We start from the raw sequence: 11,802 nt of genomic DNA, 5'->3' as shown, positions 1-11,802 counted from the left end.
GGCGGGGCGGTTTTGGTGGCATGCACGCATGATGCGTTATCCACGATTCGTTTACAACAACTTTCTACGCTGTACGCTCAGGCTGAATAGTCACTTTTAATCAAGCAGTCATTTTGAAAAATATGTTGTCCATCACGCGTCGTAGTAAGGCAATCTTCCATTGGTACCGCGCGTGGTCCAAAAACAGTAAAGAATCCCTGCTGTGCAACAATTCGAGGGCTGTTATGCACACCTCGGAGGGCTACAGGGACTAAGCTGTTAGCTTCCCTGTAGACTTCAGAAGGACTGTATCTGTTGAGCCAGGAATCCGCAGTAGAAAGTACACCTCCAAGAAAACCTGTTTCTGCGAAAACGCATTTATTCCAGTCCAACGGATCAAGAATCCATAGAGCAGCGTCATTTTTTGGATTTCCGCTCTCATCCAAATGAACAGAAGTAACTGCGAAGTGAAGAGCAACTAAAGGGCTTCCAGACCAATCTAACAACCTCGTCGGCACTCGATAGTGCTGCATGAAAAAAAGTCGATTCCAGTCCAGTCCGGTTGCTAATGAATTACCAGTGTAAGGCACACTACGATTTTGAAAAGTTTCGTTTAATTCACGCTCAAGCTTTTGAAAGTCAGGTTGACTAGTCGCTTGTCGATTGCGAAATAAAGAGGGAAGCAATTTATAGTCGGCATTGCCGACACCCCGGTACCATAAATTTCTCTTCACGTAATTGAGTTGTTCCAAATGATCCAAAAAATCTTTTACGGAGGACAGCGTTTTTGGCGCGGCGTCTGACGGTTTTAATACTTTATTCCGTGCCAATGCTAGCTTAGGCCGCGCGACAGACGTCTTTTTTTCTGCAGGTGCTGTTGCTGCCAAAGTACTCTTATTCTGTTGTTTATTTGGCATTTGCGCCTATGAAAAATCAAATATCGTATGGGTTTGTATGGGTTTGTAACTAAGACTTATCATGAGCATCTTGAAAAACTTTTTTACAAAAATATGGTCGAAAAAGCTATAAATTGACTTATTTTGATAAATTCCCACTAAAATAAATTAAGCTTCGGTGAACGTTGAAATCGCAATTCCTCCCAGTCGCATCAATGAGGTTGTGAGCATTTTTCATCTGTTTCGGAACATGCAGACCAAAAATCCACTACGTTGAGCAGGAAGATATTTTGTGACTGTTCAGCCCCTATGAGCGCCCGGTAAAAACATTGAAATCTCGCTCGAAAAATAGGTAATCTGATGAGGATTTTCCCAATTTTCCGGCAAAAACAAGAGATTTTTATAGCGCGTCCATAGGAACTGAATAGTTACGATATTTTTAGAGAGATTAAATTACTTTTGCAAGAGGCTCATGTTACAACATTTTTTTGAAGAAAGGCTTAAAGTTGAAAATTATGAGTGCGTAGACTCTCCTCGATGGTTGGTGGCGATTCTAGCGCGACTAGCGAGGCGCCCCGGTGCGACCGCGGTCGCCGCAATCGACTCATCCGCGCGCCTCGCGGGCGTAATCTCGCGGTGGAATGTAAAGCGACACACGCCACGCCGGCGGCGCCTCGCGCCAACGCGCGAAACGACTGACGACGGCCGCATCGCCGATCCAGACTAGCGCCTTGAGAATAGCATCGCGATGGTTAGTGTCGGGTTCAGCCCTCGCCAATAGATCGTCCCGGACATCCGCTGGCGCGCGATGAAACGCTAGACTTGGCGAAAATACCCCTTGTGCGACCGAACGCCGCAAATAGCCGTCGAAGTTCGCGTCCGTAAACGCCGCCAGGCAGAGGCAGATCTCCCCCGCGTCGTCGTGGCGATCGATGCCGAAAAGTTGTTTTGCGTGCTGGGCCAAACGTGCTGCTTCAACAGGGCTCAGGCCTGCGTAAAGTTTGATCGCATGCCGTTGGGTAGGGTATCCAATTGACAAGGGCATCAAATTTCCGGGGCTGATGGATAAGCTTGAGGACCTCGACAGGATCAGTGACACCATCGAATTGGTTGACGTCCCGGCGATTCAGGCGGACGTACTCGTCCCGTTCTCGCGCTGCATTGGCATGAACGCACGGCATGCAAAGGCCGGCCGTTCTGGCCGCCGTTTCCGGCAGTATCATACCGGCACAGCCGGGCGTTTTGCATGCGCGTCGATTGGACATTCAGGAGCGTTCGATTGATAGAAGTACCAATATAAGCCGCAGGCTGAGATTCGCGGAAGGACGTCCATAGTTTCGGTTTTTGTCCTCGAAAAGGGGTTTCGGCCCGGCGCTAAATGGAGCGCAATCGTCACGGCGATCCAATACAGCCGAGCCACCGGGTCAGTGTGAAAAGCGAACCCGCAAAAAAAAGTTCCGCCGAAAACCTGTTTGTTGTGGCGCGCCAGCCAGAGCGGCAGGTGAATATTAAAATTGTCGCGGCGGTCGTCCGTGTAACGTGCCGCTAACTTGGTAAGCGGACAACGTCTTTTGTTCGCCGCCAGGATAAGGACCTCCACCAATACGATGAAGATAAGACCCAAGGCCAAACTCAACTCGCCCCTCCATGCGGCTATCGGAATCGCAAGGACGCAAGCCGCAAAGAAGGCCCAGGCGATGGTGTGGATGATCTTGATTATCGTAAGGGCGGCGGCGTCGCCCATGACATCTCCAGAGCTCAATGCCGTTATTTGGCGAATTCGTGAGCAATGGCGGTAACTTCACCGCGCCGATACGGCTGGGCGCCGGCAGGCAGGATCCATGCCACTTCCCCGTTGATTGGCACGCGCATTCCGCCTTTATCCTGATAGTTCCAGAAGCGCCCATGCCAAGGCGTCGGGACGGTGCGGCCGCCCACCGTGCGGCCACGAGCATCCACTCGTACGGTTTCAATGACGCCCGTTTCATCGAAGCCGAAATGCAGCGTGACGGTGACCGCGCCGTCGACCAGCGTCGCACGTGCGGAATGCGCATCGACGGCTTCCCAGCTGACGCCTTGGCTGGGCAGTAGGGCGGTGGGATACCACGCGGCCTCGGCGAAGAAGCGCATTAACTCTCCTTTGGCGAGATCAGCTGTGCCGCGCATATCCGCCACGGTGACCAGGCCCAGCAATGCGGCGCGCAGCGAGCCCTCGCCGGCAACGTAGGCGTCGTGCACCAGCACCGCCACGCCGGGCAACATATTGATCCGGGCGTTCCAATCAAAGCCGGGTCGCCTCGTTACTATTTGCTGATCCGAGGTAAACGGCTTCCATTGCGTCGAGGTCGCGCTCATATTCATGCCGCCGCGGTGCCGCACGTCCACCCTGGCCACCATGGGCATGCCATCCGTGAGCGCGATGCGGAAATAGCGCTGCACCGGCGCGGGCAAACCCTCAAGTTCGTGAAAGTCGACGAATTGAGGCGTGACGGGAATGCGCGCCGCGTTGAGGCCGCTGCGCAAATTCCGAGTTCCCCGCTTCCAATGGAAGCTGCCATATGCGGCGACCGCGAAGCCGCTAGCAGCCAGCAGCAATATGAAGGCTAGTGTCTGGAGCATGGTTCCGTTCCTTACGGGTATCGTTACGGTGGAAAGGCGACATGGAATCGACGCAAATGCGACCAGCCCGGCGCTGGCCTGGCGGCATCGATTGTACGCTAGCGCGGTTGCCCGCTTTCGCTGCGTAGCAGGCTGGGAAGCGGGACAAAAACGACTCTGCGGAAAAAAATTCGAATTCCTGTCACAAGTTGCCCAAGCCCCGCGTCTTATACGGTATGGAAGGCGCAATGGGTGCCTTCCGCTCTCAAGCCAAAGGTTTCCATCATGTCCCACGCCGCCCGCATCGCCTTCTTCACGCTCGCCCCCGCCAATCTGAAGGCGATGATCAGCCTGTCGACCTCCGTCAAACAGAGCTCGCTCGGCGAACGCCTGGTCGAACTGCTGCAATTGCGGGTCTCGCAAATCAACGGCTGCGGCGTCTGCGTCGACATGCACTGGCGCGAGCTGATCAAGCAGGACGCCAACCCGCGCCACATCAACGCCCTGGCCGGCTGGCGCGAAGCGCCTTTCTTCAGCGCCCGCGAACGCGCCGCGCTGGGCTGGGCCGAAGCCGTCAACGCGCTGCCGCAGCGCGACGACACCGACGCCGCCTACGCCGAGTTGCAGCAGTACTTCAGCGCAACCGAAATCGCCGAGCTAAGCTACGCGGTCGCCGCCATCAAGGGGTGGAACCTGATCAACCTGAGCCTGCGCAACCAGATCCCCGAGGTGCCGGCGCCGGGTTTCTAAACGCCCAACCCGGCTTGTCGTCCGCCGGGGACGTCAAGCCGGGCCTCAGCCGATCCGCGGCGGTGGCCAAACCCGCCCGCGCCGGACTACACTGTCAGGCAACAGGCAGCGTCCGCGTTTTGTCCACCCACCAGCATCTTTTGCGCGCCATGACCGACCCCGCCAGCCCCCACGAGGAACGCACCTTCGCCGCGCTTCGTCCGCGGCTATTCTCCATCGCCTACCGCATGCTGGGCATCCGCGCCGACGCGGAAGACGTGGTGCAAGATGCCTGGCTGCGCTGGCACGGCAGCGAGCCGGCGGCCCTGCAATCGGCCGAGGCGTGGCTGGTGACGGTCACCACGCGCCTGGCCATCGACCGCCTGCGCACCCGCAAGGCCGAGCGCGAAACCTACATCGGCTGGTGGTTGCCGGAGCCGCTGGTGGAGCTGGACGAACGCACGCCGGAAAGCGCCGCCGAACTGGCGAGCGAGGTCTCGGTGGCGTTCATGTGGGTGCTGGAGCGCCTGTCGCCGGAGGAGCGCGCTGCCTTCCTGATGCGCCAGGTGTTCGACCACGACTACGCCGACATCGCGGCAATGCTGAACAAATCGGAAGCGAGCTGCCGCCAGATGGTGCACCGGGCGCAGGCGCGCGTGCAGCAGGAGCGTCCGCGCTTCGACGTGCCGAAGGACACGCACCGCGAGCTGCTGGCGAAGTTCATGCAGGCCGCCGGCAACGGCGACCGCGCCGCCATGAAGGCGATGATGTCGGACCGGGTGCAACTGGTGGCCGACGGCGGCGGCAAGGTCAATTCCTTCCTCCACATGTTGCACGGGGCGGGGCGCGTGGCGGGCGTGTACTGGTCGCTGGAACACCAGTTTCCGTCCCAGGTGGTTTATCGTCCGGCGCTAATCAACGGCGAGCTTGGCTTGCTGCGCTATGTCGCCGGCAAGATCGAGTCGGCGCAATCGTTCGTCGTCAACGAGGGTCGCATCGTAGCGGTCTTCATCATGCGCAATCCGGACAAGCTGACCAACGTGCCGCAGCTCATCTGAGGCGCCGATACTGGATAGCACCGGCGCGCCAATGAAACGCGAATAAGAATGGGAATAATACGCATTACCAATTTTGTTTGCGGCAAGGAAAGTGTGCGGCGGGCGCGCTTGAAAGCGGCGGGGAGTAAAAGCGTGCAGCGTTGTTTGGGCTGTACGTCTTGTGGTGTAGCGGTTCTCTTTAGTGCGAGCGCGTTGTTTCGGCGCCGTGGACCGTGATGCCGGCGCCTGGCATTGCAAGTAGCGTGGCTACTCAGTGCATTGACGCGGTCGACAGTTCTTTCAATTCCCGGATGCTGAGATCCGATTTTTCGTGCATACGCAACAGAATCGTTGCGCCGACGGTCAGTTTCCTGTGCCGGATTTTGCTGATGATAGGCGGTTGAACCTCTAATACGCGGCATAACTCCGCGTCGTTCTTCAAGTTCATCTTTTCGATGAGCGTGTCGAGCAGTTTGTTTGGCACGAAACTCGATGGTTCGAGTGCGCGCGCGCGGTTCATCGCTTCTATCATTTCCAGCTTCTTTTGCCGTACGTTCATTTACTCCTCCTATTAGGTTAAGGGAAAAAGAAGGGGTGGCTGCCCCGGTGCTTGTACATCAAGCAATGTTGCTTTATGCGTGGCGCAGGTCCAGTACATTATTGATAACGAAGCAAGGATGTTTCAATAGTACTACGTTCCGAATTGTCGTGGCGCATTGTTGAAAAAATTAACTGATAGTTTGTGCAACCCGGTTGACGAATGTTGTTTTTTGTAGTCCAACTTTACTTAATACCAAGATATGGTCGGCCATTTCGGCCGCCGCGTGCGAATGCGTGACCATGATCGCACAGCTGCCGTTGGCCTTGATTTCGTCGCGCAGCAGGCACAACACGCCGTGCGCGGTGTCCGGGTCGAGGTTGCCGGTCGGTTCGTCGGCCAGCACCAGGGCCGGCCGGTGCACCAGCGCGCGGGCGATGGCGACGCGCTGCATTTCGCCGCCCGACAGCTGGCGCGGAAAGTCGTCGCCGCGCCCGGCCAGGCCGACCGCCGCCAGCATCTCGGCCGCGCGCGCCTGCGGCAGGCCGTTCAGCAGCAGCGGCAGGGCGATGTTTTGCAGCAGCGTCAGGTGCGGCAGCACGTGGAAGGCCTGGAAGATAAAGCCCATGCGCTCGCGCCGCAGCCGCGTGGCGGCGTCGTCGTCGAGCCCGGACATGGCGACGCCGTCGATCAGGATCGGGCTGGCATCAAGGCCGGGGTCGGGCGCGTCGAGGCCGGCGATCAGGTTCAGCAGGGTCGACTTGCCGACCCCGGAGTCGCCCATGATGGCGACGAATTCGCCGGCGCCGAAGCGGTGCGACAGGTTGGCCAGCACCGGGCGGCCGGTGGCGTAGGATTTCGACAGGTGGCGTAGTTCTAGCATGGCGGGGCGATCCAAGGTTGGCGGGGTCGAACGGCTAGCGCGTCAGGGCGCGCCGCATGGCGAAGCTGACGGCGTCAACCAGGGCCACCAGCAGCAGCATCGCCAGGATGACGGTGGCGGCCTTCTGGGTCTGGAACAGCGACAGGTGGTATTTCAGCATCTGGCCCAGGCCGCCGGCGCCGACCACGCCCAGAATCGCCGCGGCGCGGATGTTGTTCTCCCAGCGGTACAGCGTGTAGGACAGCATTTGCGGCAGCGTTTGCGGCAGCGTCGCGTAGAAGAAGGCGGCCATCGGCGTGGCGCCGTTGGCGCGCAGGCTGTGCTCGGGCAGCGGCGCGGCGTTTTCCAGCGCGTCGGCGAACAGCCGGCCCAGCACGCCGGCGGTGTGGAAGGCCAGCGCCAGGGTGCCGGCGAACGGCCCCAGGCCGGCGGCGATCAGCAGGATCGAGGCCCACACCAGTTCCGGGATCGAGCGCAGCACGTTGAGCAGCGCGCGCGTGGCGCCGCGCGAGAGCGGGTCGAAGCGGCCGGCCGCCGGCAACGCGAACAGCAAGCCGGCGGCCACCGCCAGCAGCGTGCCCAGCGCCGACATCGCCAGCGTCTCGGCGGCCGCCCACGCGGTCTTTTTCAGGAAGGGCGCGGCGGTGTCGGGCGGCGCGAAGCCGCCGAGGAATTCCAGCGCGCTGGCGCCGGCCTCGCCAGTGAAGAACGCCGCCCACTTCAGCGGCAGCGAGGCGAAGCTGGCCAGCACCAACGCCGCCAGCGCCAGCAGCAGCGCGAAGGTGGACCAGGGCCGTGGCGGCGTGGCCGTTGGGGGGCGGGCGGGCGTGGCGGCGTTCATCCTAGCCGCCTGCGCAACATTTTCGAGACCGCGTCGGCGCCCGCCACCAGCAGCACGAACACCAGCAGCATAGCCGACACTTCGCCGCCGGAGAGCATTTTCATCGACTCGTCCATACGCTGGCCAAGGCCGCCGGCGCCGACAAAGCCCATCACCACCGAGCCGCGGATCGCGCATTCCCAGCGGTAGACGGTGTACGACACCAGTTCCGAGGCCGACTCCGGCAGCGCGCCGTACAGCAGCGCAGCCAGGCGGCCGCCGCCGTTTTTCAGCAACGCCTCGCTGGCGTGGGCCTCTGACGATTCGAGGATTTCGGCGTACACCTTGCCGAGCATGCCGCAGTAGGTCAGGGCGATGGCCAGCACGCCGGCGGTCGGCCCCAGGCCGATGATGCGCACGAACAGCAGCGCCCATACCAGCTCGGGCACGCTGCGCAGCAGCACCAGCAGCCAGCGTACGCCCTGGCGCACGGCGGCCGAGAGCGTACGCATGCGGCCGGTGCCCAGGCGCGACACCGACAGCCGCTCCGTCACCAGCAGCGTGGCCGGGATCGCGCCCAGCAGCGCCAGGCTCAGGCCGGCGGTGGCGATGGCGACGGTCTGCCAGGTCTCGCGCAGCAGCATCTGCAGGAATTCGGCGGAGTGGGCCGGCGGCACGAAGCCGGCCAGGAATTGCCCGGTCGCCGCCAGGCTTTGCCAGTCGAATAAAATGGATGGGTTGAATTCGCTCACCACCAGCGTCGGCCACAGCACGGCCACGGCCAGCGCGGCCATCGTCACGCGGCCGCGCCAGGCGGGGTCGGGGTGGCGCTCGAAGCGCGGCGTCGGCGACTGCATGGGCGACAACTAGAAGCAGGCGCCGACGGCCAGCCGCGCCGCCGTCTCGTGCGGCGCTGCGGGCGTCTCGCCCGGCGCCTCGTTCTGGTATAGCTCCGTGATCATGGCGTCGCTGACGTCCTGGCGCGGCAGGTCGAAGACGATGCGGCCATCCTTCAGGCCGACGATGCGCGGGAAGTGGGCGCGCGCCATGTCGACCTGGTGCAGGCTGCAGATCAGCGTGGCGCCGCGCGCGCTGGCCTCCTGGCGCAGCGTGGCCAGCGTCAATTGCGACAGCGTCGGGTCGAGCGCCGATAGCGGCTCGTCGACCAGCAGCGCCTGCGCGTTCGACAGCAGCAGCCGCGCCAGGGCGCAGCGCTGGCGCTCGCCGCCGGACAGGCGGTCGACCCGCGAGTACAGCTTGTCGCCCAGCTGGAAGCGCGACAGCGCCTGCCAGGCCGCCTCCGGGTCTTGCGGTTTGATGAGTGACACCAGCGCCTGCCACAAGCTCCATTGCGGCAGGCGCGCCGCCAGCACCGCCGTCACCACGCGCTGGCGCGGCGGCAGCGGCGGCGTTTGCGGGGCCAGGAACAGGCGCGCGCGCAGGCGGTGCCGCTGCTTCTCGGACAGCGCCCACGGATCGACGCCGAAGGCGCGCAAGCGGCCGTCGCCCGGTTCGGGCCGGTGCGCGCAGGCCAGCGTGGACAGCAGCGTGGTCTTGCCGGCGCCGGAGGGGCCGATCAGCGCCAACTGTTCGCCCTGTGCCACCTCCAGGCTGATCTGGTGCAGCGCGGCGGGGCGGCCGGCGCCAAGATGGCGCACCGTCAGTTGCTTCAGGCTGTAGGTACTCACGGTGCTCATGGTGCTCATGCCGCCCGGGTCCGCTTACTTGTTGAGCAGGCCGGCGTTGTTCGCCGCCGCTTCGATCGACTTATAGTTCTCGGCCTTGGTCGGGATGAACTTGCTGGCCCGCTGCAGGTCGAGGATCACCTTGTCGTCGGCTTTGTTGATGTTCAGCGCCAGGAAGGCGTCGCTGATCTTCTTGCGCAGGTCGGCGTTCATATCCGAGCGCACGCTCCAGTTGTAGTCGAAGTAGCCGGGGGTGGTGTAGAACACCCGCACGGCGGCCGGGTCGACCTTCTTCTCGGCCACCAGCTTTTCCCATACCGAGATGTTGAGCGCGCCGGCGTCGACCTTGCCGCCGGCCACCGCCGCCACCGTCGCGTCGTGCGCGCCGGAGAAGGCGATGCGCTTCAAGTCGGCGTCCGGGTCGACCTTCGCGCCCAGCAGGAAGGAGCGCGGCATCAGGTGGCCGGAGGTCGACGATTCGGAGCCGAACGACAGCGTCTTGCCCTTCAGGTCGGCGAGCTTGTTGATGTCCTTGTTGGTGGTGATGAAGACCGACTTGAACTTCTCGTCCTCGGCTCGCTGTACCAGCGGCGTGATCTGGCCCTTGCTGCGGTGGTTGGCCTGGACGAAGGTGAAGCCGCCGAACCAGACCATGTCGACCTTCTTGTTGATCAGCGCCTCGACCGAGGCGGCATAGTCGGTCACCGGGGTGAACTCGACCTTCATGCCGGTTTTCTTTTCCAGGTACTCGCCCAGCGGCTTGAACTTGCGCTGCAACTCGGTCGGCGCCTCGTCCGGGATGGCCGACACGCGCAGCACCGCCTGCGCCTGCGCGTGCGCGGCGGCAAACAACATGGCGGCGGCCAGCGACGCCGACAGCAGGGACTTGACTGGGGAAAATATGAACATGGTCGATGCCTTTATGTAATGAAATGAACTCGATGCGAGCGCTGCAGGGCGGGGCCGTGGCCAGCCGTGTGGTTCCGCTCGCGCGCCGCGGCAAATCGATATTCGGCTATCATAACAAAAATGTCATCTGCAGCAGCGAACCCGCGCCATTTGCCACAGGGATGCGGCCATTCACCCACACTGTCAGCCACGCCTATGCCACACGCCACACAGTTGTCCTCGCCCTTGTCCGCGCCCTTGCCCGATTCGCCCCGGTCCGATGCCAGCCGGGCGGCCCGCGCGTCCGCCGCCGTGCTTGCCGAAATCGGCGCCGGTTTGCTGGCGCCGCAGGCGGCCACGTCGCCCAAATACCTGTACGACGCGCTCGGTTCGAAGCTGTTCGAGGCCATCTGCGAGCTGCCCGAATACTATCCGACCCGCACCGAGGCGGCCATCTTCGCGCAGTACGGCGCCGACATCGCGCGCGCGGCCGGCCCCGGCGCCACGCTGATCGACCTGGGCGCCGGCAACTGCGCCAAGGCCGCCAGCCTGTTCCCGCTGCTGCACCCGGCCCAATACGTCGCCATCGACATCTCCCACGACTTCCTGCGCGAATCGCTGGGGCGTTTGCAGCAGCGCTTCCCGCACATCGACATGTGCGGCCTGGGGCTGGACTTCTCCAGCGCCCTGGAACTGCCCGGCAGCGTGCGCGCGCAACAGCGCCTGTTCTTTTACCCCGGCTCGTCGATCGGCAATTTCGCGCCGCGGCAGGCGCTCGCCTTCCTGCGCCGCCTGCGCGCCAATTCGGCCGACGACGGCGCGCTGCTGATCGGCGTCGACCTGGTCAAGGACGACGCCACCCTGGACGCCGCCTACGACGACGCGCTGGGCGTGACGGCGGCCTTCAACCTGAACCTGCTGCGCCACCTGAACCACCTGATCGGCGCCGACTTCGACGTGCGCCAGTGGCAGCACCGCGGCTTTTTCAACGCCGAACAGCGGCGCGTCGAAATGCACCTGGAGGCGCGCTGCGCGCTGACGGTGCAGTGGCAGGGCGGCGCGCGGCGCTTCGCGCGCGGCGAAGGCATCCACACCGAAGACAGCTACAAATACACCCGCGAGGGCTTCGTCGACCTGCTTGAGCAGGCCGGCTACGGCGCCACGCGGATCTGGACCGACCCGGCGCAATGGTTCGCCGTCATCCACGCGCGCGTCATCCGCGACTGAGCATGGACAGCCACGAATCGCAGCACGGCCACGGGCACCAGCGCGGGCACGAGCGCGGGTACGAATCGGGCCACGGCCCCGCCGCGCAGGTCCGCTACCAGGCGGTGCGGCGGCGCTCGCTGATGCTGGCCGAGCCGCTGACGGACGAAGACTGCGGCGCCCAGTCGATGAGCGACGCCAGCCCCGTCAAATGGCACCTGGCGCACACCACCTGGTTCTTCGAGACTTTCATCCTGGAGGCGCTGGAGCCGGACTTCGCGCCGTTCCACCCGGCCTTCCGGGTGCTGTTCAACTCCTACTACAACGGCATCGGCGACAAGCACCCGCGCGCCCAGCGCGGCCTGCTGACGCGGCCCGGCATGGCGCAGGTGCGGGCCTACCGCGCCGACGTCGACGCGCGCGTCGCGCGCCTGCTGGCCGGCGCCGGCAAGCACAACACGCACCTAACGGCGCTGCTAGCACTGGGTCCGCGGCACGAGCAACAGAACAAGGAACTAAGACCCACAGAAACCAAACACCCAC

14 protein-coding genes are annotated in these 11,802 nt (G+C 62.7%); 4 read left to right on the top strand and 10 right to left on the bottom strand.

Annotated features, from left to right (window positions below; genetic code table 11):
- Nucleotides 1–77: 77 nt before the first annotated feature.
- The 4 genes from ACFDR9_RS25200 to ACFDR9_RS25185 form a co-directional block, all read right to left on the bottom strand.
- Entirely contained in the window at nucleotides 78–896 is an 819-nt protein-coding gene (locus ACFDR9_RS25200; protein WP_409032734.1) for an FRG domain-containing protein, read from the bottom strand.
- Nucleotides 897–1,479: 583 nt separating this feature from the next.
- Entirely contained in the window at nucleotides 1,480–1,977 is a 498-nt protein-coding gene (locus ACFDR9_RS25195) for a hypothetical protein (protein ID WP_409032733.1), read from the bottom strand.
- Nucleotides 1,978–2,094: 117 nt separating this feature from the next.
- Nucleotides 2,095–2,619, bottom strand: coding sequence for a hypothetical protein (locus tag ACFDR9_RS25190; protein WP_409032732.1), 525 nt, complete (start codon nucleotides 2,617–2,619; stop codon nucleotides 2,095–2,097).
- A gap of 23 nt (nucleotides 2,620–2,642) precedes the next feature.
- Nucleotides 2,643–3,494, bottom strand: coding sequence for a DUF6920 family protein (locus ACFDR9_RS25185; protein WP_409032731.1), 852 nt, complete (start codon nucleotides 3,492–3,494; stop codon nucleotides 2,643–2,645).
- A 264-nt stretch (nucleotides 3,495–3,758) separates the two neighbouring features.
- On the opposite strand from ACFDR9_RS25185, the gene ACFDR9_RS25180 reads away from it, so the two are divergent.
- Nucleotides 3,759–4,223: a carboxymuconolactone decarboxylase family protein gene (locus ACFDR9_RS25180; RefSeq protein ID WP_017874878.1), complete on the top strand. Its 465-nt coding sequence runs from the start codon at nucleotides 3,759–3,761 to the stop codon at nucleotides 4,221–4,223.
- A 149-nt stretch (nucleotides 4,224–4,372) separates the two neighbouring features.
- Complete coding sequence (locus ACFDR9_RS25175; protein ID WP_409032730.1) at nucleotides 4,373–5,260, top strand: RNA polymerase sigma-70 factor; 888 nt, start codon at nucleotides 4,373–4,375, stop codon at nucleotides 5,258–5,260.
- Between the two features lie 250 nt (nucleotides 5,261–5,510).
- Here ACFDR9_RS25175 and ACFDR9_RS25170 read toward each other — a convergent pair whose 3' ends face one another.
- From ACFDR9_RS25170 to ACFDR9_RS25145, 6 genes are all read right to left on the bottom strand, one after another.
- Nucleotides 5,511–5,798, bottom strand: coding sequence for a hypothetical protein (locus ACFDR9_RS25170; protein WP_327075781.1), 288 nt, complete (start codon nucleotides 5,796–5,798; stop codon nucleotides 5,511–5,513).
- 169 nt (nucleotides 5,799–5,967) lie between these two features.
- Nucleotides 5,968–6,660, bottom strand: coding sequence for an ABC transporter ATP-binding protein (locus tag ACFDR9_RS25165; RefSeq protein WP_409032729.1), 693 nt, complete (start codon nucleotides 6,658–6,660; stop codon nucleotides 5,968–5,970).
- Between the two features lie 34 nt (nucleotides 6,661–6,694).
- The gene (gene phnE / locus ACFDR9_RS25160) at nucleotides 6,695–7,501 is read right to left on the bottom strand and encodes a phosphonate ABC transporter, permease protein PhnE (protein WP_409032728.1); all 807 of its coding nucleotides are present in this window, start codon (nucleotides 7,499–7,501) and stop codon (nucleotides 6,695–6,697) included.
- Complete coding sequence (locus ACFDR9_RS25155; RefSeq protein WP_409032727.1) at nucleotides 7,498–8,337, bottom strand: PhnE/PtxC family ABC transporter permease; 840 nt, start codon at nucleotides 8,335–8,337, stop codon at nucleotides 7,498–7,500. The genes phnE and ACFDR9_RS25155 overlap by 4 nt, the downstream gene beginning before the upstream one ends.
- Nucleotides 8,338–8,346: 9 nt before the next feature.
- The gene (locus ACFDR9_RS25150) at nucleotides 8,347–9,168 is read right to left on the bottom strand and encodes a phosphonate ABC transporter ATP-binding protein (protein ID WP_409032736.1); all 822 of its coding nucleotides are present in this window, start codon (nucleotides 9,166–9,168) and stop codon (nucleotides 8,347–8,349) included.
- A 33-nt stretch (nucleotides 9,169–9,201) separates the two neighbouring features.
- On the bottom strand, nucleotides 9,202–10,074 hold the full coding sequence (locus ACFDR9_RS25145; RefSeq protein WP_409032726.1) for a putative selenate ABC transporter substrate-binding protein: 873 nt from the start codon (nucleotides 10,072–10,074) through the stop codon (nucleotides 9,202–9,204).
- Between the two features lie 291 nt (nucleotides 10,075–10,365).
- Here ACFDR9_RS25145 and egtD point away from each other — a divergent pair, with 291 nt between their 5' ends.
- Together egtD and ACFDR9_RS25135 are read left to right on the top strand one after the other, a co-directional pair.
- Nucleotides 10,366–11,280 carry an L-histidine N(alpha)-methyltransferase gene (gene egtD, locus ACFDR9_RS25140; protein ID WP_017874886.1) on the top strand — a complete coding sequence of 305 codons (915 nt, stop codon included), beginning with the start codon at nucleotides 10,366–10,368 and terminating at the stop codon, nucleotides 11,278–11,280.
- A 122-nt stretch (nucleotides 11,281–11,402) separates the two neighbouring features.
- Nucleotides 11,403–11,802, top strand: a 400-nt coding sequence (locus tag ACFDR9_RS25135; RefSeq protein ID WP_409032735.1) for a DinB family protein, incomplete at its 3' end; no start/stop codon positions are given.

Origin of the sequence: Janthinobacterium sp. CG_23.3 (assembly GCF_046115965.1) — a bacterium.
Lineage (GTDB): Bacteria > Pseudomonadota > Gammaproteobacteria > Burkholderiales > Burkholderiaceae_D > Janthinobacterium.
This window is presented reverse-complemented; position numbering and strand designations above follow the sequence as displayed.

Coding starts and splice junctions, on each gene's coding strand:
- ACFDR9_RS25155 (WP_409032727.1), bottom strand. CDS start 8,337: ATGCAGTCGCCGACGCCGCGCTTCGAGCGCCACCCCGACCCCGCCTGG.
- phnE (WP_409032728.1), bottom strand. CDS start 7,501: ATGAACGCCGCCACGCCCGCCCGCCCCCCAACGGCCACGCCGCCACGG.
- ACFDR9_RS25180 (WP_017874878.1), top strand. CDS start 3,759: ATGTCCCACGCCGCCCGCATCGCCTTCTTCACGCTCGCCCCCGCCAAT.
- ACFDR9_RS25185 (WP_409032731.1), bottom strand. CDS start 3,494: ATGCTCCAGACACTAGCCTTCATATTGCTGCTGGCTGCTAGCGGCTTC.
- ACFDR9_RS25170 (WP_327075781.1), bottom strand. CDS start 5,798: ATGAACGTACGGCAAAAGAAGCTGGAAATGATAGAAGCGATGAACCGC.
- ACFDR9_RS25200 (WP_409032734.1), bottom strand. CDS start 896: ATGCCAAATAAACAACAGAATAAGAGTACTTTGGCAGCAACAGCACCT.
- ACFDR9_RS25190 (WP_409032732.1), bottom strand. CDS start 2,619: ATGGGCGACGCCGCCGCCCTTACGATAATCAAGATCATCCACACCATC.
- ACFDR9_RS25195 (WP_409032733.1), bottom strand. CDS start 1,977: ATGGTGTCACTGATCCTGTCGAGGTCCTCAAGCTTATCCATCAGCCCC.
- ACFDR9_RS25165 (WP_409032729.1), bottom strand. CDS start 6,660: ATGCTAGAACTACGCCACCTGTCGAAATCCTACGCCACCGGCCGCCCG.
- ACFDR9_RS25175 (WP_409032730.1), top strand. CDS start 4,373: ATGACCGACCCCGCCAGCCCCCACGAGGAACGCACCTTCGCCGCGCTT.
- ACFDR9_RS25145 (WP_409032726.1), bottom strand. CDS start 10,074: ATGTTCATATTTTCCCCAGTCAAGTCCCTGCTGTCGGCGTCGCTGGCC.